General features: G+C 65.6%; 28 protein-coding genes. 20 read left to right on the top strand and 8 right to left on the bottom strand.

Going from position 1 to position 26,145, the window contains the following annotated elements; genetic code table 11:
* Positions 1–44 precede the first annotated feature (44 nt).
* The 7 genes from purD to rng all read left to right on the top strand — a co-directional run bounded on the left by purD (position 45) and on the right by rng (position 6,709).
* Positions 45–1,313 (top strand): phosphoribosylamine--glycine ligase, encoded by a 1,269-nt coding sequence (gene purD, locus K6G35_RS03875; protein ID WP_008645173.1) that lies wholly within the window; start codon positions 45–47, stop codon positions 1,311–1,313.
* Between the two features lie 134 nt (positions 1,314–1,447).
* Positions 1,448–2,359: an oxygen-dependent coproporphyrinogen oxidase gene (hemF, locus tag K6G35_RS03870; RefSeq protein WP_008645172.1), complete on the top strand. Its 912-nt coding sequence runs from the start codon at positions 1,448–1,450 to the stop codon at positions 2,357–2,359.
* Positions 2,360–2,363: 4 nt separating this feature from the next.
* Complete coding sequence (locus tag K6G35_RS03865; protein WP_008645171.1) at positions 2,364–3,071, top strand: nicotinate-nucleotide adenylyltransferase; 708 nt, start codon at positions 2,364–2,366, stop codon at positions 3,069–3,071.
* A gap of 45 nt (positions 3,072–3,116) precedes the next feature.
* Positions 3,117–3,863 carry a ribosome silencing factor gene (gene rsfS, locus K6G35_RS03860; RefSeq protein ID WP_029308308.1) on the top strand — a complete coding sequence of 249 codons (747 nt, stop codon included), beginning with the start codon at positions 3,117–3,119 and terminating at the stop codon, positions 3,861–3,863.
* Between the two features lie 42 nt (positions 3,864–3,905).
* Positions 3,906–4,385, top strand: coding sequence for a 23S rRNA (pseudouridine(1915)-N(3))-methyltransferase RlmH (gene rlmH, locus K6G35_RS03855; protein WP_495676114.1), 480 nt, complete (start codon positions 3,906–3,908; stop codon positions 4,383–4,385).
* Positions 4,386–4,515: 130 nt separating this feature from the next.
* Entirely contained in the window at positions 4,516–5,118 is a 603-nt protein-coding gene (locus tag K6G35_RS03850) for a Maf family protein (RefSeq protein ID WP_286879766.1), read from the top strand.
* Between the two features lie 133 nt (positions 5,119–5,251).
* Complete coding sequence (gene rng, locus K6G35_RS03845) at positions 5,252–6,709, top strand: ribonuclease G (RefSeq protein WP_008645167.1); 1,458 nt, start codon at positions 5,252–5,254, stop codon at positions 6,707–6,709.
* Here the strand turns inward: rng and K6G35_RS03840 are convergent.
* Together K6G35_RS03840 and K6G35_RS03835 are read right to left on the bottom strand one after the other, a co-directional pair.
* Positions 6,696–7,952, bottom strand: coding sequence for a multidrug effflux MFS transporter (locus tag K6G35_RS03840; RefSeq protein WP_029700497.1), 1,257 nt, complete (start codon positions 7,950–7,952; stop codon positions 6,696–6,698). The two genes, rng and K6G35_RS03840, sit on opposite strands and share 14 nt — an antisense overlap.
* Positions 7,952–9,295: an MFS transporter gene (locus tag K6G35_RS03835; protein WP_495676113.1), complete on the bottom strand. Its 1,344-nt coding sequence runs from the start codon at positions 9,293–9,295 to the stop codon at positions 7,952–7,954. The genes K6G35_RS03840 and K6G35_RS03835 overlap by 1 nt, the downstream gene beginning before the upstream one ends.
* A gap of 280 nt (positions 9,296–9,575) precedes the next feature.
* Here K6G35_RS03835 and phnC point away from each other — a divergent pair, with 280 nt between their 5' ends.
* The 5 genes from phnC (at position 9,576) to K6G35_RS03810 (ending at position 13,431) form a co-directional block, all read left to right on the top strand.
* On the top strand, positions 9,576–10,430 hold the full coding sequence (gene phnC, locus K6G35_RS03830; protein ID WP_495676112.1) for a phosphonate ABC transporter ATP-binding protein: 855 nt from the start codon (positions 9,576–9,578) through the stop codon (positions 10,428–10,430).
* A gap of 125 nt (positions 10,431–10,555) precedes the next feature.
* The gene (gene phnD / locus K6G35_RS03825) at positions 10,556–11,536 is read left to right on the top strand and encodes a phosphonate ABC transporter substrate-binding protein (RefSeq protein WP_008645163.1); all 981 of its coding nucleotides are present in this window, start codon (positions 10,556–10,558) and stop codon (positions 11,534–11,536) included.
* 82 nt (positions 11,537–11,618) lie between these two features.
* Positions 11,619–12,431, top strand: a complete 813-nt coding sequence (phnE, locus tag K6G35_RS03820; RefSeq protein ID WP_035881553.1) for a phosphonate ABC transporter, permease protein PhnE — start codon at positions 11,619–11,621, stop codon at positions 12,429–12,431.
* Positions 12,428–12,967 (top strand): phosphonate degradation HD-domain oxygenase, encoded by a 540-nt coding sequence (locus K6G35_RS03815; protein ID WP_008645157.1) that lies wholly within the window; start codon positions 12,428–12,430, stop codon positions 12,965–12,967. Before phnE ends, K6G35_RS03815 begins: the two co-directional genes overlap by 4 nt.
* Positions 12,964–13,431, top strand: a complete 468-nt coding sequence (locus K6G35_RS03810) for a GNAT family N-acetyltransferase (protein WP_495676111.1) — start codon at positions 12,964–12,966, stop codon at positions 13,429–13,431. The genes K6G35_RS03815 and K6G35_RS03810 overlap by 4 nt, the downstream gene beginning before the upstream one ends.
* Before the next feature lie 95 nt (positions 13,432–13,526).
* Here the strand turns inward: K6G35_RS03810 and phnN are convergent, their stop codons facing one another.
* From phnN to phnF, 4 genes are all read right to left on the bottom strand, one after another.
* Positions 13,527–14,114 carry a phosphonate metabolism protein/1,5-bisphosphokinase (PRPP-forming) PhnN gene (gene phnN / locus K6G35_RS03805; RefSeq protein WP_495676110.1) on the bottom strand — a complete coding sequence of 196 codons (588 nt, stop codon included), beginning with the start codon at positions 14,112–14,114 and terminating at the stop codon, positions 13,527–13,529.
* Complete coding sequence (locus K6G35_RS03800) at positions 14,111–14,845, bottom strand: DUF1045 domain-containing protein (RefSeq protein WP_495676109.1); 735 nt, start codon at positions 14,843–14,845, stop codon at positions 14,111–14,113. Before K6G35_RS03800 ends, phnN begins: the two co-directional genes overlap by 4 nt.
* The gene (locus K6G35_RS03795) at positions 14,842–16,065 is read right to left on the bottom strand and encodes an alpha-D-ribose 1-methylphosphonate 5-triphosphate diphosphatase (RefSeq protein WP_035881548.1); all 1,224 of its coding nucleotides are present in this window, start codon (positions 16,063–16,065) and stop codon (positions 14,842–14,844) included. Before K6G35_RS03795 ends, K6G35_RS03800 begins: the two co-directional genes overlap by 4 nt.
* Before the next feature lie 93 nt (positions 16,066–16,158).
* Positions 16,159–16,893, bottom strand: a complete 735-nt coding sequence (phnF, locus tag K6G35_RS03790; protein WP_186426423.1) for a phosphonate metabolism transcriptional regulator PhnF — start codon at positions 16,891–16,893, stop codon at positions 16,159–16,161.
* Positions 16,894–17,076: 183 nt separating this feature from the next.
* Here phnF and phnG point away from each other — a divergent pair, with 183 nt between their 5' ends.
* The 8 genes from phnG (at position 17,077) to K6G35_RS03750 (ending at position 23,655) form a co-directional block, all read left to right on the top strand.
* Positions 17,077–17,565, top strand: coding sequence for a phosphonate C-P lyase system protein PhnG (gene phnG / locus K6G35_RS03785; protein ID WP_080709667.1), 489 nt, complete (start codon positions 17,077–17,079; stop codon positions 17,563–17,565).
* Between the two features lies 1 nt (position 17,566).
* The gene (gene phnH, locus K6G35_RS03780) at positions 17,567–18,184 is read left to right on the top strand and encodes a phosphonate C-P lyase system protein PhnH (RefSeq protein ID WP_495676108.1); all 618 of its coding nucleotides are present in this window, start codon (positions 17,567–17,569) and stop codon (positions 18,182–18,184) included.
* Between the two features lies 1 nt (position 18,185).
* Positions 18,186–19,307 (top strand): carbon-phosphorus lyase complex subunit, encoded by a 1,122-nt coding sequence (locus K6G35_RS03775; RefSeq protein ID WP_008643730.1) that lies wholly within the window; start codon positions 18,186–18,188, stop codon positions 19,305–19,307.
* Complete coding sequence (locus K6G35_RS03770) at positions 19,304–20,191, top strand: alpha-D-ribose 1-methylphosphonate 5-phosphate C-P-lyase PhnJ (RefSeq protein WP_008643729.1); 888 nt, start codon at positions 19,304–19,306, stop codon at positions 20,189–20,191. Before K6G35_RS03775 ends, K6G35_RS03770 begins: the two co-directional genes overlap by 4 nt.
* Positions 20,188–20,964 (top strand): phosphonate C-P lyase system protein PhnK, encoded by a 777-nt coding sequence (phnK, locus tag K6G35_RS03765; protein ID WP_008643728.1) that lies wholly within the window; start codon positions 20,188–20,190, stop codon positions 20,962–20,964. Before K6G35_RS03770 ends, phnK begins: the two co-directional genes overlap by 4 nt.
* Before the next feature lie 2 nt (positions 20,965–20,966).
* Positions 20,967–21,692, top strand: a complete 726-nt coding sequence (phnL, locus tag K6G35_RS03760; RefSeq protein ID WP_040010934.1) for a phosphonate C-P lyase system protein PhnL — start codon at positions 20,967–20,969, stop codon at positions 21,690–21,692.
* 19 nt (positions 21,693–21,711) lie between these two features.
* On the top strand, positions 21,712–22,911 hold the full coding sequence (locus K6G35_RS03755; RefSeq protein ID WP_035881543.1) for an alpha-D-ribose 1-methylphosphonate 5-triphosphate diphosphatase: 1,200 nt from the start codon (positions 21,712–21,714) through the stop codon (positions 22,909–22,911).
* 225 nt (positions 22,912–23,136) lie between these two features.
* On the top strand, positions 23,137–23,655 hold the full coding sequence (locus K6G35_RS03750; protein ID WP_035881542.1) for a hypothetical protein: 519 nt from the start codon (positions 23,137–23,139) through the stop codon (positions 23,653–23,655).
* A 38-nt stretch (positions 23,656–23,693) separates the two neighbouring features.
* Here the strand turns inward: K6G35_RS03750 and K6G35_RS03745 are convergent, their stop codons facing one another.
* Both K6G35_RS03745 and msbA read right to left on the bottom strand, forming a co-directional pair.
* The gene (locus tag K6G35_RS03745) at positions 23,694–24,278 is read right to left on the bottom strand and encodes a peroxidase-related enzyme (protein WP_011515599.1); all 585 of its coding nucleotides are present in this window, start codon (positions 24,276–24,278) and stop codon (positions 23,694–23,696) included.
* 84 nt (positions 24,279–24,362) lie between these two features.
* Complete coding sequence (gene msbA / locus K6G35_RS03740; protein ID WP_035820263.1) at positions 24,363–26,129, bottom strand: lipid A export permease/ATP-binding protein MsbA; 1,767 nt, start codon at positions 26,127–26,129, stop codon at positions 24,363–24,365.
* Between the last annotated feature and the right edge of the window lie 16 nt (positions 26,130–26,145).

Here is a 26,145-nt window from a genome sequence, read left to right as displayed (position 1 = left end):
CCAGCTGCCGCTTTTCGCATGCGTTTCTTTTCTGGCAGTGGATCATGAAAGTTTTGGTTGTCGGCTCGGGTGGACGTGAACACGCGCTGGCGTGGAAGTTGGCCCAGTCCCCCAAGGTGCAAGTCGTATACGTAGCACCGGGCAACGGCGGGACGGCGCTGGACAAGCGTCTGCAGAACGTGCCGCTGACCGACCCGGAGGTGCTGGCCGCCTTCGTCGAGCGCGAAGGTGTGGCGTTCACCGTGGTTGGCCCCGAGGCGCCGCTGGCAGGCGGGATCGTCGACGTGTTCCGCGCCCGCGGCCTGCGTATCTTCGGCCCGACCAAGGCCGCCGCCCAGCTGGAATCCTCCAAGGACTTCGCCAAGGCCTTCATGCATCGCCATGGCATTCCCACGGCCTATTACCAGACGTTCTCCGACGCCGCCGGCGCCCACGCCTATATCGACGCCCAAGGCGCGCCAATCGTGATCAAGGCCGACGGCCTGGCCGCGGGCAAGGGCGTGGTGGTGGCGATGACGCTGGAAGAAGCGCACGCTGCGGTCGACATGATGCTGGCCGACAACAAGCTCGGCGATGCCGGCGCCCGGGTCGTGATCGAGGAATTCCTTGAAGGCGAGGAAGCCAGCTTCATCGTGATGGTCGACGGCAAGAACGTGCTGGCACTAGCCACCAGCCAGGACCACAAGCGCCTGCTGGATGCCGACGCGGGCCCCAACACCGGCGGCATGGGCGCGTACTCGCCTGCCCCCGTGGTCACGCCCGCGCTCCATGCGCGCGCGCTGCGCGAAATTATCCTGCCGACCGTGCGTGGCATGGAAAAGGACGGCATCCCGTTCACGGGCTTCCTGTACGCCGGCCTGATGATCGACGCCAACGGCAACCCGAAGACGCTGGAATTCAACTGCCGCATGGGAGATCCGGAAACGCAGCCGATCATGGCGCGTCTGAAGACCGACCTGGTGGACGTGATGGAAGCGGCTGTGGACGGCAAGCTGGATCAGATCGAGCTGGACTGGGACCGCCGCACTGCGCTGGGCGTGGTCATGGCCGCCTACGACTATCCGGAAAACCCGCGCAAGGGCGATGCGATCACCGGCATCCCCGCGGAAACCGCTGACGCCGTGACGTTCCACGCCGGCACCACGCTCAAGGATGGCACGCTGCTGACCTCCGGCGGCCGCGTGCTCTGCGTGGTGGGCCTGGCCGATACGGTCAAGGCAGCACAGAAGAACGCCTACGCTGCAGTGGAACAGATCCGCTTCGACGGGATGCAATTCCGCACCGACATCGGATACCGCGCCATCAAGCGTTGATGACCCCAGGTATCCGACCATTCGCCCCACGACACGTGGGGCGAAGCCAGCCGGTACAATCATGACACCGCAATGACAGCCGGAGCGCCCGCCGCCCGGCTGTCCTGCTACCGGCCTATTCAGACCCACCCATCATGATCGATTCCCAGGCAGTCCGTGACTATCTGCTCGGCCTGCAAGACCGCATCACCGACGCCATCGCCGCTGTCGACGGCCAGGCGTTCCTGACCGATAACTGGGAGAAGCCCCCCACCGAGCGCCTGCGCGGCAGTGGCCGCACGCGCATCCTGGAGGGCGGCGCCGTAATGGAGCGGGCCGGCGTGGGGTTCTCGCACGTGCGCGGTGACACGCTGCCGCCGTCGGCCAGCGCCAACCGGCCTGAACTGGCCGGCCGCAGCTTCGAGGCGATGGGCGTCTCGCTGGTATTCCATCCGCGCAACCCGTACGTGCCAACCGTGCACATGAACGTGCGCTGCTTCATTGCCGTGAAGCCCGACGCGGAACCGGTCTGGTGGTTCGGGGGTGGCATGGATCTGACGCCGTACTACGGCGACGCCGACGACTGCGCGCACTTCCACCGCACCTGCAAGGATTCGCTGGCCCCGTTCGGCGACGACCTGTATCCGCGTTTCAAGCAGTGGTGCGATGAGTATTTCTTCCTGCGCCATCGTGGCGAGGCACGCGGCATCGGCGGCATCTTCTTCGATGATTTCTCGGCGCTCGGCTTCGACCGCAGCTTCGAGATGCTGCGCTCGGTCGGCGATGCGTTCCTCGCCGCCTACCTGCCCATCCTCACCGCACGCAAGGACGCCCCCTATGGCGAGCGCGAGCGCGATTTCCAGGCCTATCGCCGCGGCCGCTACGTCGAATTCAATCTCGTGTTCGACCGTGGCACGCTGTTCGGCCTGCAGTCTGGCGGTCGCACGGAGTCGATCCTGATGTCGATGCCACCGCAGGTATCGTGGCGCTATGACTGGCAGCCCGAGCCGGGCACTCCGGAAGCCGCGTTGTATGCCGATTTCCTGCCGGCGCGGGACTGGGCCTGAGTCGATGATCGATAAGAAGCCGGCCACCGCCAACGGACAGCAACGTCCCTACCGCCTGGGTATCCTCGGCGGCACCTTCGACCCCCCGCATCGCGGCCATGTTGCGCTGGCCCAGTTGTGCATCGATCACCTGGATCTGGACGAACTGGTCTGGATTCCCACCGGCCACTCGTGGCAGAAGGGCGACCACGTCACGCCCGCCGCCGACCGTCTGGCCATGACAGAGCTGGCTGCCGGGACACTGGATCCGGGCCGCGCCAAGGTCCGCGTGAGCCGCATGGAGGTCGAGCGCGAGGGCCCAAGCTACACGATCGACACGGTGCGGCAGTTGCGTGCCGAATACGGCGCCGACACGTCGATGTCCTGGCTGATGGGCGCCGACCAATTGCTGCGCCTGCACACCTGGCACGGCTGGGAGGCCCTGTTCGAGCAGGTGCACCTGTGCATCGCCACCCGCCCGGGTTTCGACCTCGCGGCGCTGGACGGCCCAGTGCTCGACGCGATGCAGCAACGGCTGGCGGACACGCACCTGATACAATGCACGCCCTCCGGCCATATGTGGATCGACCAGACGCTTGCCGTCGACCTGTCCTCCACCGGCCTGCGCCAGCGCCTGGCCGATGGCCCGATCGCGAATGATCCGGCGGATGACCAGTTGCCCGCCGGCGTGGCACACTACATCGCGCGTCACGGCCTGTACCAGCAGGCCTGAGCCGACGCGCCCCCCTACCGAATGAAGCTGAACAAGAAAGACACCATGGATATTCGTAAACTGCAGCGCGCGATCGTCGACGGGCTCGAGGATGTGAAGGCGCAGGACATCAAGGTGTTTGACACCACTCACCTGACCGAACTGTTCGACCGGGTGGTGATCGCCAGCGGTAATTCGAACCGTCAGACCAAGGCGCTGGCGGCGTCGGTACGGGATACGGTCAAGGATGCCGGCGGCCACATCGTGGCGGTCGAGGGCCTGGAGACCGGCGAGTGGGTACTGGTGGACTGCGGCGACGCCGTGGTGCACATCCTGCAGCCGCAACTGCGCCTGTACTACAACCTGGAAGAGATCTGGGGCGACAAGCCGGTGCGCGTGAAGCTGGCTGCTGGCAAGGGCCTGGCCAAGGCCAGCGAGCCGATGGACGACGAGGATGCCGAGCCGGCCCCGCGCGTGCGTCGCGCATCGAACCTGCGCCCGGCGCTGGCCCGTTTGCCGGAAGGCATGAAGGAGCCGTCGCCGCCGATGGGTCACGAGGACACCGATCCGGACGCGATCGCCACGATCCGCAAGCCGGCGCGCAAGACCAGCAGCACGGGCACCGCAGCCAAGGCACCGGCACGCAAGACCACAACGGCTCGCAAGACGACGACCGGCACGGCCGCCAAGACGCCGGCCCGCAAGTCGGCAACCGGCACCGCCACGAAGACGACGGCTCGCAAGACCACCGCGACCAAGACTGCTGCTGCCAAGACCGCCGCACCGCGCAAGCGCGCAACGCGTTCGGCCTGACCCTTCCTGACTTCCTGACGTACCGACCACCGGGCATCTCTCATGCAACTTGCTATCGTGGCTGTCGGCCACAAGATGCCCGCGTGGATCGAAACCGGTTTCAACGAGTACACCAAGCGGATGCCGCCCGAGTTGCGCATCGAGCTTCGCGAGGTCAAGCCGGAAGCCCGTTCATCGAGCAATAACGCCGCCACGGTGATGCAACGCGAAGCCGCGCGCATCGAGGCCTTGCTCGGCTCGCTGTCAAAGCAATGCCGGATCGTGGCGCTCGACGAACGCGGCAAGGACTGGACCACCGTGCAACTGGCCGAGCAACTGACCGGCTGGCAGCGCGAAGGCGGCGACGTCGCCTTCCTGATCGGTGGTGCGGACGGCCTCGATCCGGCACTCAAGGCACGCGCGCACACACTGTTGCGCATATCGAGCCTGACGCTGCCACACGGCATGGTGCGCGTGCTGCTGGCCGAGCAGCTTTATCGTGCCTGGTCGGTCACGCAGAATCATCCATATCATCGCGCCTGAGTCATTGGGCCCGAGTCATTGGGCCTGGATCATCGGGCCTGAACACCGGCTGCGGTTGGCCCTCTCTCCGAGATTGCGGAAGGGCAAGCCAGTACAATCGGGGCAACCGTTTCTCTCGCCTCGATTTCCCATGACCTCCATCCTCTATCTGGCTTCCCAGAGCCCGCGCCGCCGCGAGTTGCTGACGCAGCTCGGCGTGACCTATGAACTGCTGCTGGCGGATGCCGGCGAGGATGCCGAAGCGCTCGAGGCCGTCCGGCCCGGCGAGTCCCCCGATGACTACGTCCAGCGCGTCTGCGCGCTGAAGGCCGACGCGGCACTTGAACGCCGCGCGCGTCGCGGACTGCCCGATGCACCGATCCTGACATCCGACACCACGGTCTGCCGTGGCGGCGACATTCTCGGCAAGCCCGCCGACGCGCGCGACGCCGCTGCCATGCTGGCGTCGCTTTCCGGCACCACTCATCGCGTATTGACCGCCGTGACTGTCGCAACGTCCGCCGGCCAGCGCCATGCGCTGTCGATCTCCCACGTCACTTTCCGGCCGATGCTCGCCCCCGAGATCGAGCGCTACGTGGCCAGCGGCGAGCCGCTCGGCAAGGCAGGCGCATACGGCATCCAGGGCCGCGCGGCGGAGTTTGTCGAGCGGATCGACGGTAGCTATTCGGGTATCATGGGCCTGCCCTTGTTCGAGACGGCGGCACTGCTGCGCGAGGCCGGTTTGCACTTCTGACCGGCGCTTCCAACCCGGCCTTCCGACCCAACCTCTCCGACAAGACCACTGGGGTCAAATGCCCGGCCACGAGCCGGGCCACAACAACAAGCGCCAACGGATCGGCGACGCGAGATAAAGCGTATCCATCGCTATGACCGAAGACATCCTCGTCAACATCACGCCGCAGGAAACACGCGTCGCCATCGTGCAGCAGGCGGCCGTTCAGGAACTCCATGTCGAACGCACGCTGACGCGCGGGCTGGTCGGCAACATCTATCTGGGCAAGGTCGTGCGGGTGCTGCCGGGCATGCAATCGGCGTTCATCGACATCGGTCTGGAGCGCGCTGCGTTCCTGCACGTGGCCGACATCTGGCATCCGCGTGACGGCGACAAGAACGGCCACCTCGCCATCGAGAAAACGCTGTTCGAGGGCCAGGCGCTGATGGTTCAGGTCATCAAGGACCCGATCGGCACCAAGGGCGCGCGGCTGTCCACACAGGTCAGCATCGCGGGCCGCACGCTCGTCTATCTGCCGCAGGATCCGCATATCGGCATCTCGCAGCGTATCGAGGGTGAAATCGACCGAGAAGCGCTCCGTGCCCGCGTGCAGGGCCTGGTGCCCACCGACGAGCGCGGCGGCTTCATCGTGCGCACGATCGCCGAGGAAGCCAGCGACGAGGAACTTGGCAACGACATCGCCTACCTGCGCAAGATCTGGGCGACGATCCGCTCCAACGCCACCACCCTGCCCGCGCCGAGCCTGCTCTATCAGGACCTGAACCTGGCCCAGCGCGTGCTGCGCGACTTCATCAATGACGCCACTGGCGTAATCCAGATCGATTCGCGCGAGAACTACCAGAAGCTGGTGGAGTTCGCGCAGGAATACACGCCCGCCGTGCTGCCGCGCCTGTCGCACTACACCGGCGAGCGCCCGATCTTCGACCTGTTCAACATCGACGCGGAAATCGAAAAGGCGCTGTCGCGCCGGGTAGACCTGAAGTCCGGCGGCTACCTGATGATCGACCAGACCGAGGCGATGACGACGATCGACGTCAATACGGGCGGCTATGTCGGCGCGCGCAACTTCGACGATACGATCTTCAAGACGAATCTCGAAGCCGCGCACACCATCGCGCGGCAGCTCCGGCTGCGCAACCTGGGCGGCATCATCATCATCGACTTCATCGACATGGAGAACGTGGAGCATCGCGACGCGGTGCTCTCCGAACTGAAGCGCGCGCTGTCACGCGACCGCACGCGCATCACGGTCAACGGCTTCTCGCAACTCGGTCTGGTGGAGATGACACGCAAGCGCACGCGCGAATCGCTCGCGCATGTGCTGTGCGAGCAGTGCCCGGTCTGCACTGGCAAGGGCCAGGTCAAGACGCCGCGAACGGTCTGCTACGACATCTTCCGCGAAATCATGCGCGAGTCGCGCCAGTTCAATCCGCGCGAGTTCCGCATCCTGGCCTCGCAGGAAGTCATCGACTTGTTCCTCGAGGAAGAAAGCCAGCATCTTGCGATGCTCGGGGACTTCATCGGCAAGCCGATCTCTCTCCAGGTGGAATCGACGTTCCACCAGGAGCAGTACGACATCATTCTGATGTAACCCCCACCCGCCGGCCGCGCAGGGCCACGTGGAACGCCACGAGCCCTGCGATCTGCAAACCGGCCATGCCGAGCGCCATCTTCATCGTGGAGTCCAGCAACAGCGGCACCAGCAACGCGGAAGACAGCAAGTTGCCGATCTGCTGCGTCGTGACGTAGCCGCTGGAGGCCAGACCCCGCCGCTCCGGAAAGCAGTCCAGCGCCAGCAGTTGCAGGCTGGGCTGCGTCATCATCATTCCCGCCGCGAAGACCGGCAACGCGACAAGCGCCCAGGGCATCGGCGGCAGGTGCAGCGCGGCCACCGCGAGATTGAAGACACCGGCCGCCATCATCACGAGATGGCCCCGATTCACGCTGGACTCCGGACTCGTGCGGCCGGCAATGCGATGTGCCACCAGCGCACCCGCGATGATGCCCGCCACGATCGGAATGAACAGCCAGCCGAACGACTGCGCGCCGAGCCCCAGATGCTGATAGACGAAGCGCGGCGCCGCGAAGACGTAGATGTAGATCGCCAGGTTCACCCCGGCATTGGCCAGCGCCAGCGACATGAATCTCCGGCTCGACAACATGGCGAAGTAGCCCCGCGCGAGCAGCTTTGGGTGCATCGGATGCCGACATGCTGGCGGCAAAGTCTCCGGCACCCAGATCCAGCAGGAAACCAGCAGACTCCCGGAGATCAGCGCAAGGAACACGAAGATGCTGCGCCAGCCCATCCAGACCAGCAGCCAGCCGCCGCAGATCGGCGCCAGGGCCGGTGCCAGCGCGAAGATCATCGCGATCAGGGCCATGACTTTCTGGGCCTGCATGCCGTCGAACGTATCGCGCACCATCGCGCGCCCGACGATGACGCCGATCCCGGCCCCCACGCCTTGCAGTGCCCGCCCGGCGTAGAACATGTCGATACCGGTCGCTCCGGCGCAGACCAGCGATCCGGCCACAAAGAACACGCAGCCCGCAAGAATCATGCGGCGGCGGCCTATCGCGTCAGAGATCGCACCGTGCCAGGGCAGCAGCAATGCAAACGGCAACAGGTAGGCCGTCAGCGATTGCTGGACCTCGGCAGTGCTCGCATGAAGCGCGTTCGCGATTGCCGCGAACGCTGGCAGGTACGTCGCAATGGCAAACTGCCCCAGCATCGACAAGCCAGCGGTCAGTGCCGCCATGCTGCCGACGCTGGGGCGCCTGGGGCCCGCTTCCGCGCCCACTGCTACGACTGCCCCAGGCACATCCACTTCACTCATCACGCTGTCATCGAAGCCGCGGCCCCGGCGGGTTGTTCGGCGATGGCGGACTGGATCTGCGCCACCTCCTGCAGATCGCGCTCATAGGTGCGCGATGCACGCAACAGGCACAGCGCCGCGAGCAGGCCAAAGACCGGCATTGCCGTCAATGCTGCCTGCAGCCCAAACGCGTCGGAAAGCGCACCGCCTACGAACGGGCCGATGGCGAGTCCAAACAGGTTCTGGAACAGCGACAGCAGCGCCGCGCCGGTGGAACGCAGCCCCGGATGCACCACGTCGAGCACCACGCTCGAAGCCGGCCCAACCGTGCAGGTCATCAGGAAGCCGCCCAGCGCGATCAGCAGGAACTGCTGGTTCATGGACTCCGCCGCGCCGAACGCAATCACCAGGATCGGCGCGGTCACCATGCACAGGAACGACACCGCCTTGAGCTTGTTGCGCGGCTGCTTGGTGCCGGCGATATCCGCGACAACGCCCCAGATGAAGCAACCCACCGCGCCGCACAGCACGATCAACGCCGACTGCATGGCGGCCTGATCCACCGGCATGCCGTGGAGGCGATTGAAGTAGCTCGGCAGCCAGGCCCAGATCGTCGATACCACGACAAGCTGCAGCGCCGCGCCCAGGCAGGTCCACCACAGCGTTCGCGAGCTGGTCAGCGCCGACACCATATGCGCGAACAGGCTCTTCGCTTGCCGTTGCTCATGGGCAGGACGCGTGTCCAGCGCCGCGGTCTTGTAGTCCGGCACGAACATGTACAGCAGCGCCAGCAACAGGCCGGGCACACCCACCACGCCGAACGCGGCCTGCCAGCCCCAGCGCGCAGTGATCACACCACCCAGCACCACGCCGAGCACCGCGCCAATCGATCCGGCTGCGAAAAACGCGCCAAGCAGCATCGAACGCAGCCTTGCCGGGAACAGGCTGGCGATCAGCGCCGCGCCGACGGAGCCGTAACCGGACTCGCCCACACCCACCATCGCGCGCGCCATGAACAACTGCGAGTAGTTGCGGGTGAACATGCAGGAAATCGTCGCCAGGCTCCAGACCACGCCCATCACCACCACGCTCTTGACGCGGCTGACGCGGTCCGCCAGCAGCGCAACGGGCATGCCACCCAGCGCGACCACCACCGAGATGATCGACACCAGCCCGCCCAGTTGCTTGTCGGAAAGATTCCATGCGGCCTTCAGGTGCGGAAACAAGGACACGATCACCTGACGATCGATGTAGTCGAACAGCATCAGCGCGAAGGTCATGGCAAACGCAAACCATGCGCGTGATTTGCTGACCAGATAGTCGTTGTTGTTAGCCTGCTGCGTGTCGGCTGAAAGGTGGTGCATGAGCGGTGTCTCCTGTGCAGGCCGGCTGTCGGGCCCTGTCACAACTGCCTGGTTTTCTATCGGAAGCCCGCCGTTTTTCCCTCCAGAATCCGGCGGTGCGTCAAGCAGTATGGGGGCTCACCGAATGTCGATTTGACTGCGCGGGACATCAATTTGACATACCGGGACACTAAGGGAATGTTCTATCCGTGACCGGCCATTGGGAATGACGCCGGTCGGCGTCATCGTTCTGTCACTGTCGGCCGCCAGAATGCGCCTGTCATTCAAGGAAGGAGTCGACATGACGCATGCAATTGAAGTCCGCGGACTGAGCAAGTCGTTCCGCGCGGACCGCAAGGCGCTTGACGATGTCACGCTGCAAATCGCCCCGGGTGAAATGGTTGCGCTGCTGGGCGCATCGGGCTCGGGCAAATCGACGCTGCTGCGCCATGTGGCCGGTTTCGTCACGGGCGATGCCGGTTCGGGAGAGATCCTCGTCAACGGCCGCACGGTGCAGCGCAACGGACGTCTGGCCCGCGATGTGCGCCGTGTACGTGCGGACATCGGATTCGTGTTCCAGCAGTTCAACCTGGTGGGCCGCCTGCCGGTGATCACCAATGTGCTCGTGGGAATGCTGACGCGTGTGCCGAAATGGCGCAGCCTGCTCCGCATCTTCAGGGCCAGCGAAGTGCAAGCCGGGCTCGACGCACTTGCCCAGGTTGGTATAGACGACTATGCGTTTCAGCGTGCCTCGACCCTGTCGGGCGGGCAGCAGCAACGCGCCGCGATCGCTCGCACGCTGGTACAGAACGCGCAGGTGATCCTGGCCGACGAGCCGATCGCCTCGCTCGATCCGGAATCGTCGCGTCGCGTGATGTCGCAACTGGCGCAGATTAACCGCACGCGCAAGGTCGCCGTGGTGGTATCGCTGCATCAGGTGGACGTGGCGATGCGCTATTGCCCGCGCGTGGTGGCACTGCGTCACGGCAAGGTGGTCTATGACGGCCCCTCCGCCGCGCTGACGCAGCAGATGCTGCGCGACCTGTACGGCAGCGAGGCCGACGAGCTACTGCACGACAGCGTGCCCGAGGCCCCCTCTTGCGCCGAAGGCGTGCCCGCGCCGGTGATGGTCAGGATGGATCTGGCCGCGGCCTGAGGCTTGCCTCGCACCCCTCGCCACGCCACGCCAGCTCATCGCATCGCCGGCCTCGCACTGTCAGCCCCGAATACCCGATTCACCCAACCCGTATTTCCCTTCAGCCTTTCCAAACGGAGTCATCGATGCTTCGCAGAACTTTCCTCGCCGTGGTCGCTTCGGGTGTCGTCGCGCTGCCCGCCTTCGCCCAGGACGTCAAGACCCTGAACATGGGCATCATCTCGACGGAAACGTCGTCGAACCTGAAGTCCGCCTGGCAACCCGTGATCGACGACCTGAGCCGCGCACTCGGCGTGCAGGTCAAGCCGTTCTTCGCCTCGGACTACGCCGGCATTATCGAAGGGATGCGTTTCAACAAGGTGCAGATCGCCTGGTACGGCAACAAGTCGGCCATGGAAGCCGTGGACCGCGCCAACGGCGAAGTGTTCGCATCGGTGATCGACAAGGACGGCAACCCGGGCTACTGGTCGCTGCTGATCGCGCGCAAGGATAGCGACCTGAAGTCGGTCGAAGACGTCATCAAGCGCGGCAAGGACCTGACCTACGGCGCCGGCGATCCGAACTCCACGTCGGGCACGGCCGTGCCGGGCTACTACCTGTGGGCCGCCAACAAGGTCGATCCGAAGACGCTGTTCAAGGCCGTGCGCATCAGCAATCACGAAACCAACCTGCTGTCGGTGCTGAACAAGCAGGTGGACGTGGCCGTGAACAACACCGAGAACTTCGAGCGCTATCGCATCAACACGGGCAAGAACGCCTATGACGACGTGCGCGTGCTGTGGAAGTCGCCGCTGATCCCGGCCGATCCGCTGGTCTACCGCAAGGACCTGCCGCCCGAGCTGAAAAAGAAGATCCAGGACTTCTTCGTCAACTACGGCAAGGGCGCCGACGCCGCGCGCGAAAAGCAGGCGCTGGCCACGCTGACCTACCAGGGCTTCCGCGTCTCGACCGATGCCCAACTCGTGCCGATCCGTCAGATCGAACTGGCCAAGGAAAAGGCCAAGATCGAATCCGACAGCACGCTGGCCGCTGCCGACAAGGAAAAGAAGCTGGCCGACGTCTCGCGCCGCCTGGCCGAACTCGACCGCGCCAGCAGCACGCAGTAAGCCTCGCCTGAAGCCGATGGCGCCACTCGGGTCGCCATCGGCTTTGCATTTTCCGCTTCAGCTTTACCTCTTCCGACTGCCCATGACCGCCACCGCCAAGCCCGGCCTGCCGCCCACACCCCAGAGTACCGTCCGGCCGCCGCGCAATTCCCTTTCCGTGATGCTGATCTGGGCAATCGTACTGGCCACGCTCGCCATGTCCTGGCAAGGCGCGGACATGCGTCCGATGGACCTGTTGCGCGACTCCGGCAACATGGCCAAGTTCGCCGCCGATTTCTTCCCGCCCGATTTCCGCGATTGGCACACCTATCTCGACGAGATGCTCGTCACCGTGCAGATCGCGCTCTGGGGCACCGCGCTGGCCGTCGTCATGGCCGTGCCGTTTGGCCTGCTGTGCTCGGCCAACATCGTGCCGCCCTGGGTCTATCAACCTGCCCGCCGTCTGATGGATGCCTGCCGCGCGATCAATGAAATGGTCTTCGCGATGCTGTTCATCGTCGCCGTGGGTCTGGGACCGTTCGCCGGCGTGCTGGCGCTCTGGATCCACACCATGGGCGTGCTGGCCAAGCTGTTCGCCGAAGCCGTGGAAGCGATCGACCCGCGCCCCGTTGAAGGCGTGCGCGCCACGGGTGCCGGCCCGATCGAAGAAATCGTCTACGGTGTGATTCCGCAGGTGTTGCCGCTGTGGCTGTCGTTCGCGCTCTATCGCTTCGAGTCGAACGTGCGCTCCGCTTCGGTGGTCGGCATCGTCGGCGCCGGCGGCATCGGCACCGTGCTGTGGGAGATCATCCGCAGCTTCCAGTATGCGCAAACCTGTGCCGTGATGATCATCATCATCGTGTTCGTGACCGGCCTCGACATCGTCTCCGCCCAGATCCGCAAGGTGCTTGTATGACCACGCTGACCCTGTCCAGCATCGCAGCGCTGTTCGAGAACCACGGCACCGCGTATTACGGCGGCGAGGCTATCAGCCAGACCGCTCACGCGCTTCAGTGCGCGCAGCTTGCCGAGCAGGCCGGCGATCCGGAACCGCTGATCGTCGCGGCACTACTGCACGATATCGGCCACCTGATGCTGGCCGAAAGCCTGACCACCGACATGCGCCACCAGGAAACCGGTGCCGACGCGCTGGCCAGCCTGTTCGGCGAAGACGTCACCGAGCCGGTGCGAATGCACGTGGCGGCCAAGCGCTATCTGTGTGCAGTCGATCCCGCGTACTTCGACACGCTCTCGCCGGTATCCGTGCACAGCCTCTCGCTGCAGGGCGGCCCATACGACAGCGAACAGGCCAGTGCGTTCGCCGCGCAGGTGCACGCCGACGCCGCTGTGCGCCTGCGCCGCTACGACGACCTGGCCAAGGTGGTAGATCTGCAGACCCCTACCCTGTCCCACTATCTCGACATGGCCGCACGCTGTGTCCGCGTCGCATGAGCGAAGCCGATTTCTCCACAGCGCTGATGCTCCGCGAAGTCCAAGGCACCGACGCAGAGCTGCTGCACCTGTCCGCCCTGCTGGCGACGATGGATAACGAGACGCCGCTGCCGCTGGAGACCATGCGCGAGCGCTTTGCCGCGATGCGTCGCTACCCGGACTACCGCGTCTATCTGATGTTCGATGCGGACGGGGTGCCGCTCGGCACGTTCAGCCTGCTGGTGTTTCCGGTGATGGTGCACGACGGACGGCCCGAGGCGATACTCGAAGCCGTGGTCGTCGCGCCGGCCGCGCGAGGCCGTGGAATCGGCAAGCAGATGATGCAGGAAGCCATGCGACTGGCGCGTGAGGCCGGCGCGGCCAAACTCATGCTGTCATCGAACGCGCGGCGCCTGCAGGCGCATCAGTTCTATCGGCAGCTCGGGTTTACCGAGCACGGGATCAGCTTCAGTACAGCGCTTTGAGCCGTACTCGGGGGCATTGTCGTTCAGACGCTTGCCCTCTCCCCCCGGCCCCTCGCCCGCGTAGTGGCGAGAAACCGCGAGACACGGACTGCGCCTCAATCCCCCGCAGCGCCAACCAATCGCGCGAATGCATCGGCCGAATCGGCCAGGTCGCCACTATTGTCGATCTCGACCACCCGGCAGCCAGGCGGCACATCGAACGGCTGCGTCGCGCGTGCGAGCCTCCGGGCAATTCCCTCTTCCGACTCACGCCCGCGCTGGCGCAGACGCGCGGCCAGTACCTCGGGTTTCACGCGCACATGCACTGCGCATAGATGCGGATAGCGTGCCACCGCCTGCGGCAGGTACTCTCGGGAGCCATTGACGACAACCTTGATGCCCTGCGTCAGCCACTGCTCGATCTCCACGCCAATGCCATAGTGCAAGCCGTGGCTATTCCAGTGCAGCGCCAGGCAGCCAAGATCCACGCGGCGGTGAAACTCGTCCGCCGACAGTGCGACCGATGCCTCGTTTTCGTCGGCAGCACGCGTGATATAGCGATGAGCCACCACGATACGATCATCGCGCTGCAGCCGTTCGCGCAAGGCCCGCAGCAGCGAGTCCTTGCCGCTGCCGGACGGGCCCATCACATAGAACAGCCCGCTGCCATCAGGCGCGGAGCCGGAGTGGAATCGTGTGGTCATGCCGAAAGATAGCCGACACCCGCGCCGTCGACGGTGGTGCCATCGAAGCCGTAGTGACGTGCGACGATAAAATCCGCCCCGGGCTCGGGTTGAACGAAGAGACTGATGGCATCGACATGCAGCGGGCTCTCGAGCAACCTGCCGCCGCTGGCCGATAACTGCGCGAACGCAGCGGCCTCGTTGTCGGCATCAAGCATGCCACTCAGCGTGATATGAAACGTGAACGTATCGAACGCGTACGGATAGCCCCAGGCTTCGAGCATCTCGCGCTGCGCTGCCGTCAGCTGGTCGGGCCGACGCCGGCTCACTTCCTCCGGCGTGGCCGGTGCGCGGAAATGGTCGAAGGCACGCATGCAGTCGTCGGCAAGCTCATGCATCCGCTTGCCGCCCTGCGCCCGCGCATCGTCAAGGCACCAGGCCAGGAACCCACGCAAGGCACGCAGCGTCAGCGGCGCGTCAAACGCGGCGCGCTCCCGTGCGAACGCGCGGACGGCGGCGTCGAGCATGGACGCATCGGTGCCATCGGCCAGACGGAACGGCGGCTTCAGCGTGGCGTGCAGCGCATAGTGCGCCGGGGCCTTGACCCATTCGGCGGGACGCGATGCGATGCCCGGCGGCAACGGCATTGGATTTCCGGTGTCGGCATCGCGGCCAAGCCATTGCGCGCCGAACGTGCGGAATGGCTCGGCGGGCGCGAGATAGATCGCGTAGCGGTGCGCCTGCATCGTCATGCCGCCAGGCTGCCGCGAGCGTTAGCCACATCGGCGAGATCGGCCAGGTCAGTCATCGACAGCGCGCCGGACGCATGACGCACCTCACCATTGACGATGGTGGCGCAGACACGCGGCAGTCCCGGCTGGCTGTCGTCAACGAGAATCGCATCGGCGCGCATTCCCGGCGCGAGCACGCCACGGTCGCGCAGCCCCGTCGCACGGGCCGGATTACGCGACACCAGGTGCCACGCCTCGGGCAGCGAGCACACGCCAAGCTGCGCGAGCTTGAATGCGGCCTGCAGCAGCGCGGGATAGTAGTAATCGGAAGCCAGAACCGAACACAGGCCGGCGGCCACCATTTCCGTCGCGTTGGGCGCGCCGGTATGGCTCTTGCCGCGCAGCACGTTGGGCGCGCCGAAGACGGTTTCGTCGCCGATCTGGCGTGCCAGCGTCGCGGCCTCCACCGTCAGCGGGAACTCCGCGATCCGGCAGCCCTGGGCGTGATAGTGCTGGCGCGTCGCCACGTCGGGATCGTCATGCGATGCAATCGGCAGGTTCGCGGCCAGCGCCGCGGCGATCAGGCACGACATCGCGGCAGGCACTTCCTGCGCATTGCGGCTGGCTGCGCGCAGACGGTTGCGGAATGTCTCGGTATCGCACTCGGCGCGTTCCGCGTACTGCACGAGCTTGCGTTCGTCACTCATGCGTCGCGCCATGGTCGGCAGGTGATCGTTGATCGCCAGCAGGGCCACGCGGCCATCCGCCATCCACGACAAGGCCGTCTCCACGCCAGCGAGGTGATAGGCCTCGAAGCGCAGATGCACCTTGTGCTCCGCGCCCAGCACGGGCTGCAACTGGGCCAGCGCATCGAACATGCGCAGCGCGTAGGCCTCGCCACGCAAACCACCCTCCCACGACAGGGTCACGCCATGAAACTCGGTCGTGATGCCGTGCGCGAGCAACTGGCGGTCGACGTCGAGCAGCGCGGCCCCGTACGGGAAGCTCACGCCGGGACGCGGCATCACGGAACGCTCGAACGCATCACCGTGAATGTCGACAATGCCCGGCAGCACCAGCAGGTCGCCCGCGTCGATGCAGGGGCCACTTGCCGGTGGCTGCGCCATCACGCTGCCGTTGTGAATGCCCAGCGTTGCCAGGCCGATGCCGTCGGCGCCCATCACGCGGCGTCCGGTGATCCCCGCGAGCGGGGTCGATGAAGTTTGAGAGATCGTATGCATGGGCAATACGTTAGCTTTGGTAGATGACAGACGGATGTCTAGACCAATACGCGGGCATCACCCCGTGTGGAACAGCGGGACGATGCCGTCATTTCAATCCTGATCGGAGACCGTGAGTTGCACCCAGTCGCCGGCAAAGCGCGTCATGCTGTATTGGACGGGGGCGCCGTCGATATCGACGTTCAGTGCCTCCACTTGCAGGATAGGGCGCGTCTTCGGCTGATTCAGCAATCGCGCCACCGGGGCGCTCGGCATGGCCGCCGTGATGCGCGACCACTTGCGGGTGTAATCGGCAATGCCGTACTGCGCCAACGCGCGCGAGATCGATTGCGTCTCGCTCACCTTGTCTTCGAAACCGGGAAAACGCTTCGGATCGAAGTAATGCTCGGCCACGTCGATCGTACGCCCTTCGGCCTTGCCGATCATCTGCACATGCAGAATCTCCGCCGTGCGGGACAGGCCGAGATGTTTGGCGATTTCCGGCGCGCGCAGGATCTGGCTATCGACGAGTTCCGTGTGGCCGCGCATCCCCTGCGCGGCCAGGTTCTGAGAGAAGCGCGTGCGACGCCCGATGGCATAGTCAATGGCATGCTCCTGCACGAACGTGCCTCGGCCCTGCTCGATCCGCACCAGGCCGCTCAGTTCGAGTTCACCCATCGCGCGCCGGATCGTATGCCGGTTCACGGCGAAGCGCGAGGCCAGCTCCGGTTCCGGCGGCAACTGCTCACCCGGTCCATAGAGTTTGTTGCGGATGTCCTCCGCAAGCGCCTCGCCAATCTGCCGCCATACGGCGACGCCGGAACCCCGTTCGACTTCCCGATCAGACATCTTGCCTTGCCCTGTTGTCATCAAGCATTCACCAATAGCGTGCGATTGTGCCTCATGCCTTGGCGCCGATGTTGCGTGTCCGAGGAAAGGTCCGACCCGTCACGAAACGTTCATGTGCCTGTGTTCTAGTATCGCCGTGTTGTGTTAGTGTACATCTAAACGTATAGACGTATAGGGGTGATCATGCAAAGCGAAACCGCCAACCAGGCCAACGCGGCACGGGCCGCGTGGCTGAGGATTCTGGCGCTGGCCCAATCGGATGCGCTCGATGCGGCCTACTCGCAGCTCGGCGACGTGGCGGCACTGCCCGGCTACCGGCTGCTGCGCAAGCCCGAATCGGGCATGGCGATGGTCCGGGCCCGCGCGGGTGGCACCGGTGCCCAGTTCAATCTGGGTGAGATGTCCGTCACGCGCTGCGCCGTGGTGCTCGACGAGACCGAAGGCCAGGCCGCCACGGCTGGCGTGGCCTACATACAGGGACGCGGCACGCGCCACGCCGAACAGGCCGCCGTGCTCGACGCGCTGCTGCAGCGCCCGGCCTGGCACCAGCGCGTGCATGACGTGGTCATCGCGCCGCTTGCACAGGCCCTGACCGAGCGCGCGGCCCACCAGGCCGCCACCGCCGCGCAAACGCGCGTCGAATTCTTCACGATGGCCCGCGGAGAGGATTGAGATGCCATCCACCCAGTCAATGACCACCGCCCCCGCCACCTCGCTGCTGCCGGGTTTCGATAACCCCGTGGACGACGCGCAACAGGTGTTCCGAGCGGCGCTCGAAGCATTCGCCCATCCGGGCCGCCTGGAAACGCTGCCCGTGACGAGCGGCCAGCCCGAGGGGCTGTCCCCGGCGCTGACCGCCCTCCTGCTGACGCTGGCGGACCCCGACACCCCGGTCTGGCTGCCCGCCGATGTGCCCGCTGCCGCGCGCGCGTTCCTGCGCTTCCATTGCGGCTGCCCGCTCGTGGACAACCTGGGCGAAGCCACCTTCGTCTGCATCCCCGCCGGCCATGCGATGCCCGCGCTCGCCGAATGCGCGCAGGGCTTGCCCGCCTACCCGGACCGCTCGGCCACGCTGCTCGTGGAAGTCGCCTCGCTGCACGCTGGCGACACGCTCACGCTGCGCGGCCCCGGCATCGAAACCACGCAATCGCTGTGCGTGACCGGCCTGCCTGCGGACTTCCGCGCAAGCTGGCGCGCCAACAACGCGGGCTTCCCGCTCGGCGTGGACCTGCTGCTGGCCAGCGGCGACGAATTCTGCGCGATGACGCGCACCACGCTCGTGGAGGACTGAGATGTACGTAGCCGTCAAAGGAGGCGAACGCGCCATCCTGAACTCCTACCAGATGCTCGACGCCTATCGTCGGGGGGACACGTCGGTACCGGAAATCACACTCGAGCAGATCCGCGAACAGATGCCGCTGGCGGTATCGCGCGTGATGGCCGAGGGTTCGCTTTATGACCCGCGCCTGGCCGCGCTCGCGCTCAAGCAGGCTGCGGGCGATCAGATCGAAGCGATCTTCCTGCTGCGGGCCTATCGCACCACGCTCGCACGCTTCGGTTATACCCAGGCGCTGGATACCGGCAAGATGCGCCTGCAGCGCCGGATCTCGTCGACGTTCAAGGACGTGCCCGGCGGGCAAGTCCTCGGGCCGACCTACGACTACACGCAGCGTCTGCTCGACTTCACGCTCGAAGCGGGCCGCGACCCCGCGCCGCTAGCGCCCTCGCCGGAACCGCTGGCCCCGAACATGCCGCGCGTCACCAGCTTGCTGGAAGCCGAATCGCTGGTGGAAGCCGACGCGATTCCTCCGGGCGACCCCGCCCCGCCGGACCTGACGCGCGAACCGTTGACGTTCCCCGCCGAGCGGCCCGCACGCCTGCAGAACCTAGCGCGCGCCGATGAAGGCTTTCTGCTGTCGATGGGCTACTCCACGCAGCGCGGCTATGGCAATTCGCACCCGTTCGCCGGCGAGATTCGCTATGGCAGCACCGAAGTCGAGATGTTCATCGAGGAACTCGGCTTCACCATCACCATCGGTGAAGTGGAAGTGACCGAATGCCAGATGGTGAGCCAGTTCGCCGGCAACGCCGACGAAGCGCCGCGACTCACGCGTGGCTACGGGCTCGTGTTCGGCTACAACGAGCGCAAGGCGATGTCGATGGCGCTGGCCGATCGCGCGATGCGCGCGGAAGAGCTCGGCGAGGCAGGTGACGCACCGGCCAACGATATCGAATTCATGCTGTATCACAGCGACAACGTCGAAGCGTCCGGCTTCGTGCAACACCTGAAGCTGCCGCACTACGTGGACTTCCAGGCCAACCTCGAACTGCTGCGGCGGCTGCGCGCCGAGCAACAGGGCGCGGCCACCGATGCGCCGGCCGAAGACCAACCCCAGGAGGAGTCGCTGGCATGAACGCCACCGCTACCGTCGCGCGCGACGAACACTACAACTTCGCCTATCTGGACGAATCGACCAAGCGAATGCTGCGCCGGGCGCTGCTCAAGGCCGTTGCGATCCCCGGCTACCAGGTGCCGTTCGGCAGCCGAGAAATGCCACTGCCGTATGGCTGGGGCACGGGCGGCATCCAGGTGACCGCCGCGATCATCGGCCGCCAGGACGTGCTCAAGGTCATCGACCAGGGATCGGACGACACCACGAACGCGATCAACATCCGCCGCTTCTTTGGCCGCGTGACCGGCGTGCAGACGACCGAACGCACCACCGACGCCACCATCATCCAGACCCGTCACCGCATTCCTGAAACGAAGCTGAGCGCAGGCCAGACGATGGTCTACCAGGTACCCATTCCCGAGCCGCTGCGCTGGCTGGAGCCGAGCGAAACCGAAACGCGCACGATGCACGCGCTGGCCGAATATGGCTCGATGCACGTGAAGCTCTACGAAGACATCGCCCATCACGGCCATATCGCCACCACTTACGACTACCCCGTGATCGTCAACCAGCGGTACATGATGCGGCCTTCGCCGATCCCCAAGTTCGACAACCCGAAGCTCGACCGTAGCCCCGCGTTGATGCTGTTTGGCGCCGGGCGCGAGAAGCGCGTCTATGCCGTGCCGCCGTACACCACGGTCAAGAGCCTCGACTTCGTCGATCATCCGTTCACCGTGGAAAAGTGGTCGAGCTGCTGCGCGCAATGCGGCGCCACCGACAGCTATCTCGACGAGATCATCACCGACGATGCCGGCACGCGCATGTTCGTGTGCTCGGACACCGAGTACTGCGCCGACCGCCAGGCCGCGCAGGCTGTGAAGCAGGCCGCAGGAGGTGCCCAATGAACGCAACGCCTCTGCTCTCCGTACGCGACCTGACGCACACCTGGGACGGCGTGCATGGCTGCCACGATGTCAACTTCGATCTCTATCCGGGCGAAGTGCTCTGCGTGGTCGGTGAATCGGGCTCGGGAAAGAGCACGCTGCTGCAAGCCCTGTCGATGCAGGTCAAGGCGCAGCGCGGCAGCGTCAGTTACGACATGCGCGAATCGGGGCTGACCGATCTGGCCGGACTGTCGAGCGCGCGGATGCGTCTGCTGGCCCGCACGGACTGGGGCTTCGTGCGGCAGCACGCCCGCGATGGCCTGCGGATGCAGGTGAGCGCCGGCGCCAATATCGCCGAGCGCCTGATGGCCGTCGGCAATCGCCACTACGGTGACCTGCGCGAGATCGCGGGCGCCTGGCTCGAGAAAATGGAAATCGACCTTGCCCGACTGGACGATGTGCCGACCACGTTCTCGGGCGGGATGCAGCAGCGTCTGCAGATCGCGCGCAACCTGGTCACACATCCACGCCTGGTGTTCATGGACGAGCCGACCGCATCGCTCGACGTCTCCGTGCAGGCCCGGCTGCTCGACCTGATGCGCCGCCTGGTCACCGACCTGGGCCTGGCCGCGATCCTCGTCACGCACGACCTGGCCGTGGCGCGCCTGCTCGCGCACCGCACGCTGGTCATGCAGGGCGGCCGCGTGGTCGAACAGGGCCTGACCGATCAGATCCTCGATGACCCGCAGCATCCGTACACGCAGTTGCTGGTCTCCTCCATCCTGCAGGGATGATCATGATGCAATCCAACAACCAGAAACTGATCGAGGTCCGCGGCCTCGGCAAGATGTTCACGTTGCACAACCAGGGTGGCATTCGCCTGCCCGTGCTGCGCGCCATCGACTTTGACGCCTCGCGTGGCGAATGCCTCGTGCTGTCCGGCCGTTCCGGCACCGGCAAGAGCACGCTGCTGCGCTGCCTCTACGGCAACTACCTCGCGACCGAAGGCACGATCCGCCTGCGCGACACGAGCGAGGCCAGCGAGCCATGGGTGGAACTGACCAACGCCCCGGAGCAGCGCGTGCTCAAACTGCGCCGCGATGTGATCGGCTATGTCTCGCAGTTCCTGCGTGCGATCCCACGCGTCTCCGCGCTCGACGTGGTAGCCGATCCACTGCAGCAACGCGGCGCCAGCCACGAGGAAGCCCGCGCCCGCGCCGCGACGCTGCTTGAACGGCTGAACCTGCCACGCCGCCTTTGGGATCTGCCACCCGCCACGTTCTCCGGCGGCGAGCAACAACGCGTGAATATCGCGCGCGGCCTGATCGGGGGCCATCCGATCCTGTTGCTCGATGAGCCCACTGCATCGCTCGACGCCGACAACCGGGCGGTGGTGATCGAACTGATCCGCGAAGCGCTGGCCGAGGGCCGCTCGCTAATCGGCATCTTCCACGACGAGGCCGTGCGCGATGCGGTGGCCACGCGGATGCTGCCGCTGCAGCCGGCTACGGCGCTTGCCTGAACCTGAACTGGAACCGGACATGCCTACCACTTACCTCACGCACGCGACGCTGGTACTACCGGATCGCGTCCTGCACGACAGCGCAATGCTGATCGCCGATGGCCAGATCGCCGCCATCGAGCCAGCTTCCGCCCCGGCCGACGCCGAGGTCATCGACCTGCGCGGCCACACCGTGATGCCCGGACTGATCGACGTCCACTGCGATGCCATCGAAAAGGAAGCCGAGCCACGCGCCAATGTGCTGTTCCCGCTCGACTTCGCAGTGGCGCAGGTCGACCGCCGCAATGCCGCAGCCGGCATCACCACGCCGTACCACGCGTTGTCGTTCGCCAGCAACCAGTTCGGCGTGCGCAACAACGAGACCGCCGCGACGCTGGTGCGCACCGTGGCCGCGTATCGCGCGCACAGCCTCGTCGACAATCGCATCCACTGCCGCTATGAAGTCACCGATAACGCCGCCGTGCCGGTGCTCGAGATGCTGATGGCCGAAGGCGTGGTCGACCTGCTGTCGGTCATGGACCACTCGCCGGGCCAGGGCCAGTTCAAGACGCTCGATGCTTACCTGTCGTACATGATGGGCAATCACGGCATGAGCCGCGAGGAAGCCGCCGACGCGGCTGCGAAGAAGTCGGCCGAGTTGGCCGGCGCGACCGAGCGCGTCAACCGTCTGGTCTCGAAGGCGCACGAACTCGGCATCCCCACCGCCAGCCACGACGACGACTCTCCGCAACGCATCGCCGCGATGCACGCGCTGGGGGTTCGCATGAGCGAGTTTCCGATCAACGTGGAGACGGCGCAGGCCGCCTCGGCCCACGCGCTCCCGACGATCCTCGGCGCGCCGAACGTGCTGCGCGGCAAAAGCCAGAGCGGTTCGATGCGTGCGATCGATGCGATTCACGCCGGCGTCGGCCACATCCTCTGCTCGGACTACCAGCCGTCCACACTGATCGCGGCGGCATTCGCCGCATCGCGCCTCGCCGATCTTCCGCTCGACCGGGCGCTGGCGCTGGTCACGTCCAATCCGGCAGATGCCTGCCTGCTGGACGATCGCGGCCGGCTGGCGCCGGGCAAGCGCGCCGACGTCATCGCCGTGGGCAGCGTTGCCGGGCAGCCGATGGTCACGCATACATGGTCGGCCGGACGCCTGGTGTTCGCGGCGGGATATCCGATGGTGCAGCCTGCTGCACCACGCGCCGCCGAGATGCGAGCGGTGGCCTGAAATGTGATCGGCCAATGAGAGGCCTCGCCCTCTCCCCCAGCCTCTCGCCCGCAGGCGGGAGAGTTGCGGGGCAAGAGGGCGGGTGCCCCCCCGACGCGGACACATCCGTTGAGTATAGGTTCCGCTCCACCACCCATACGCTAGGACTTCCACGGAACATATCCTGCTGGCCTTTGCAGCGGCATCCCCTACAGTAGATGAGCGGGTCGCGTGAAGGGGGCCAATATGACGTTAAGAAATGCAATGCCAGCCATGCTGGCTGTTTTTTTGTGCGCCGCCTGCGTCGAAGCGTTCGCTCCGAAAGGGCCGCCCACCTACACCGGCCAGCTTCCCGCTCCCTACGCCTCGAAGACCCCCGAAATCGCCGTGCGCGCCACACCGATCGCGGCGCACGAGATCGACATCTCCGGCATCTGCCGACGCACCGAGGAAGATGGTTTCCGCGAGGACGCGACGGTGCGTGTCTCGCACAATGCCGTGGAATCGCTGACCTGGAAGCTGTGGGTATCGCGCCGTGGCTGGTGCCACTTCGACCTGTCGGAATTCAAGCAGGTACAGCAGACGCCACACATCGAACTGCATGCGATAGATGGCAGCGGCTGCACGCTGATGGTGTGGCAGGACCCGCGCCGTATCACGCTGGCTCATGCCCGATGCGAGAAGCACTGCACGCCGGGCATCTACGACCAGGCGTGGCCCGTGCTGTTCGACCCGAAGAACGGCGGCTGCGCGCAGATCCGCTGAGCCCCCGAGCCCCTGAACCGCTGAGCCGCCGAATCGCCCTACTTGGCCTTCGGCACGCGCCCCATCAGGAAGAACTGCTCGTTCGGACGCATGCCGATGGTGTTGGCCATGCGGTTGGAGAGCCCGAAGAACGCCGTGATGCCGGCGATGTCCCACGCGTCCTCGTCGTCAAACCCATGGGCGCGCAGTGCCTCGAAATCCGCTTCGCCGATCGTATGCGAGTCCGTGCAGACCTTCATCGCGAAGTCGAGCATGGCGCGCTGGCGCGGCGTGATATCTGCCTTGAGGTAGTTCACCGCGACCTGATCGGCCACAAGCGGCTTCTTCTCGTAGATGCGCAGGATGGCACCGTGGGCCACCACGCAGTAGAGACACTGGTTCACGCCCGACGTGGCCACCACGATCATCTCGCGGTCGCCCTTGGTCAGGCTGCCGGTCTCCTTGAGCATCAGCGCGTCGTGATAGGCGAAGAACGCGCGGCACTCGTCGGGACGATGGGCCAGGGCCAGAAAGACGTTGGGAACGAAGCCGGCCTTCTCCTGGACTTCGAGCACGCGCTGGCGGATGTCGTCCGGCAGGTTCTCGATGGCGGGAACCGGATAACGGCTGATGGGTTGGGTCATGTCTGTCTCCTCAGCGGGGTATGTTCCCCTGTTGGTACATGCCCGGCCGTGACCCCTCGTCACGGCCGTCGAATCACGAACAGCTTATGCCTGTGACGCGAACTGGATGCGATGCAGGCCCGCGTACAGGCCGTTCTTGCCGATCAGCTCGGCGTGGCTGCCCTGCTCGGCTACGCGGCCCTGCTCCAGCACCACGATCCGGTCGGCGTTCTCGATCGTCGACAGGCGGTGCGCGATCACCAGCGTGGTGCGACCGACCATCAGCGATTCCAGCGCGGCCTGCACCTGACGCTCGGACTCTGAGTCGAGCGCCGAAGTCGCCTCATCGAGGATCAGGATCGGCGCATCCTTGTAGATCGCTCGCGCGATGGCCAGACGCTGGCGCTGACCGCCAGACAGCTTCATGCCGTTGTCGCCGATGTTCGTTTCGAGCCCTTCCGGCAGGCCCTTGACCACGTCGGTCAGGTAGGCAGCCGCCAGCGCGCGTTCCACGCGGGCCATGTCGATTTTCTCGCGCGGATGCACACCATAGGCCACATTGGCGGCCACGGTGTCGTTGAACAACACCACATCCTGGCTGACGAAGGCGATCTGGCGACGCAGGTCGGCCAGCGCGAAACGGTCGATCGGCTGACCGTCGAGCAAGATGTGACCCTCGGTCGGATCGAAGAAGCGCGGCACCAGGTTCACGAGCGTGGTCTTGCCGCTACCCGACGGCCCCACCAGCGCCACGACCTCGCCCGGCGCGGCACGCAGGCTGACATGGTTCAGCGCGGCGCGCGCGGCATCGCCATAGCGGAAGCCGACGTTGTCGAACACCAGATCGCCGCGGGCCCGCTCCAGCGGCAGGCCACCGTTCTGCGGCTCGATCGGCTCGTCGATCAGGCCGAAGATCATCTCGGCCGCGGTCAGGCCGCGTTGCAGCGGCTGGTTCAGGTCGGCCAGATGCTTGAGCGGCGAGATCAGCAGCAGCATCGCCATCACGAAGCCGGTGAAGCCACCGATCGTGGTCTGGTTGCCCTGCGCCTGGATCATCGCGATCGTCAGGATCACGGACAGCGCCAGCGATGCCAGGAACGCCGTCACGGGCTGATTCAGGCCACCAGCCACAGCCATGCGCATCGAGTAGCCGCGCAGCCGCTCGGCCATCGCCTCGAAACGCGACATTTCGTACGCTTCGCCACCGTGCAGCTTGACCACCTTGAACCCGCCCACGGATTCCTCCACCACATAGGCGGCGGTATTGGTCAGCGCCTGATGCTCACGGTTCAGGCGACGCAGGCGGCGGTTGACCTTCGACATCACGAAGCCGATCGCCGGCAGCAGCACTGCCACCACCAGGGTCAGCTTCCAGTTCGTGTAGAACAGGTAGATCAGCAGCGCCACCACGGTCAGCGAGTCACGCACCAAGGTGATCAGCACGCCGGTGAGGATCTGCATCACCTGGTTCACCTCGAAGATCACGGCATTGATCAGCGAGGCAGCGGTATTGCGGTGGAAGAACAGCGCCGGAGCGTGCAGCATCCGGTCGAACATCTGCATCCGCATCTTCAGCAACACGCCGTTCGAGATCTGCGAAAGCAGGTAGCCCGAGGCGAACTGCGCCAGGCCGCGCACCAGCGCCACGCCCACCAGCAGCGCGGGCACATGCCAGAGCTTGCCGGCGTAGCTGCCGCCGAAGCCCTTGTCGAGCAGGTCGTTGACGACCTTCGGAATAATCCCTTCGCTGGCCGCCACCAGGCCCATGGCGATGATGGCCAGCACGAAGTTGCGCTTCTCGGGCTTCAGATAGGCCCAGACGCGCTTGAGGGTATCGGATTCCTGGGGCGTTTGTTGTTTGTTGTCGGTCACGTTCGCTCCACTTGCC

This window comes from Cupriavidus sp. HY129 (genome assembly GCF_059492215.1).
The sequence above is the reverse complement of the archived record's forward strand: the minus strand, read 5'-3'. Positions and strand labels throughout refer to the sequence as shown.

Coding starts and splice junctions, on each gene's coding strand:
- purD (WP_008645173.1), top strand. CDS start 45: ATGAAAGTTTTGGTTGTCGGCTCGGGTGGACGTGAACACGCGCTGGCG.
- hemF (WP_008645172.1), top strand. CDS start 1,448: ATGATCGATTCCCAGGCAGTCCGTGACTATCTGCTCGGCCTGCAAGAC.
- K6G35_RS03865 (WP_008645171.1), top strand. CDS start 2,364: ATGATCGATAAGAAGCCGGCCACCGCCAACGGACAGCAACGTCCCTAC.
- rsfS (WP_029308308.1), top strand. CDS start 3,117: ATGGATATTCGTAAACTGCAGCGCGCGATCGTCGACGGGCTCGAGGAT.
- rlmH (WP_495676114.1), top strand. CDS start 3,906: ATGCAACTTGCTATCGTGGCTGTCGGCCACAAGATGCCCGCGTGGATC.
- K6G35_RS03850 (WP_286879766.1), top strand. CDS start 4,516: ATGACCTCCATCCTCTATCTGGCTTCCCAGAGCCCGCGCCGCCGCGAG.
- rng (WP_008645167.1), top strand. CDS start 5,252: ATGACCGAAGACATCCTCGTCAACATCACGCCGCAGGAAACACGCGTC.
- K6G35_RS03840 (WP_029700497.1), bottom strand. CDS start 7,952: ATGAGTGAAGTGGATGTGCCTGGGGCAGTCGTAGCAGTGGGCGCGGAA.
- K6G35_RS03835 (WP_495676113.1), bottom strand. CDS start 9,295: ATGCACCACCTTTCAGCCGACACGCAGCAGGCTAACAACAACGACTAT.
- phnC (WP_495676112.1), top strand. CDS start 9,576: ATGACGCATGCAATTGAAGTCCGCGGACTGAGCAAGTCGTTCCGCGCG.
- phnD (WP_008645163.1), top strand. CDS start 10,556: ATGCTTCGCAGAACTTTCCTCGCCGTGGTCGCTTCGGGTGTCGTCGCG.
- phnE (WP_035881553.1), top strand. CDS start 11,619: ATGACCGCCACCGCCAAGCCCGGCCTGCCGCCCACACCCCAGAGTACC.
- K6G35_RS03815 (WP_008645157.1), top strand. CDS start 12,428: ATGACCACGCTGACCCTGTCCAGCATCGCAGCGCTGTTCGAGAACCAC.
- K6G35_RS03810 (WP_495676111.1), top strand. CDS start 12,964: ATGAGCGAAGCCGATTTCTCCACAGCGCTGATGCTCCGCGAAGTCCAA.
- phnN (WP_495676110.1), bottom strand. CDS start 14,114: ATGACCACACGATTCCACTCCGGCTCCGCGCCTGATGGCAGCGGGCTG.
- K6G35_RS03800 (WP_495676109.1), bottom strand. CDS start 14,845: ATGACGATGCAGGCGCACCGCTACGCGATCTATCTCGCGCCCGCCGAG.
- K6G35_RS03795 (WP_035881548.1), bottom strand. CDS start 16,065: ATGCATACGATCTCTCAAACTTCATCGACCCCGCTCGCGGGGATCACC.
- phnF (WP_186426423.1), bottom strand. CDS start 16,893: ATGTCTGATCGGGAAGTCGAACGGGGTTCCGGCGTCGCCGTATGGCGG.
- phnG (WP_080709667.1), top strand. CDS start 17,077: ATGCAAAGCGAAACCGCCAACCAGGCCAACGCGGCACGGGCCGCGTGG.
- phnH (WP_495676108.1), top strand. CDS start 17,567: ATGCCATCCACCCAGTCAATGACCACCGCCCCCGCCACCTCGCTGCTG.
- K6G35_RS03775 (WP_008643730.1), top strand. CDS start 18,186: ATGTACGTAGCCGTCAAAGGAGGCGAACGCGCCATCCTGAACTCCTAC.
- K6G35_RS03770 (WP_008643729.1), top strand. CDS start 19,304: ATGAACGCCACCGCTACCGTCGCGCGCGACGAACACTACAACTTCGCC.
- phnK (WP_008643728.1), top strand. CDS start 20,188: ATGAACGCAACGCCTCTGCTCTCCGTACGCGACCTGACGCACACCTGG.
- phnL (WP_040010934.1), top strand. CDS start 20,967: ATGATGCAATCCAACAACCAGAAACTGATCGAGGTCCGCGGCCTCGGC.
- K6G35_RS03755 (WP_035881543.1), top strand. CDS start 21,712: ATGCCTACCACTTACCTCACGCACGCGACGCTGGTACTACCGGATCGC.
- K6G35_RS03750 (WP_035881542.1), top strand. CDS start 23,137: ATGACGTTAAGAAATGCAATGCCAGCCATGCTGGCTGTTTTTTTGTGC.
- K6G35_RS03745 (WP_011515599.1), bottom strand. CDS start 24,278: ATGACCCAACCCATCAGCCGTTATCCGGTTCCCGCCATCGAGAACCTG.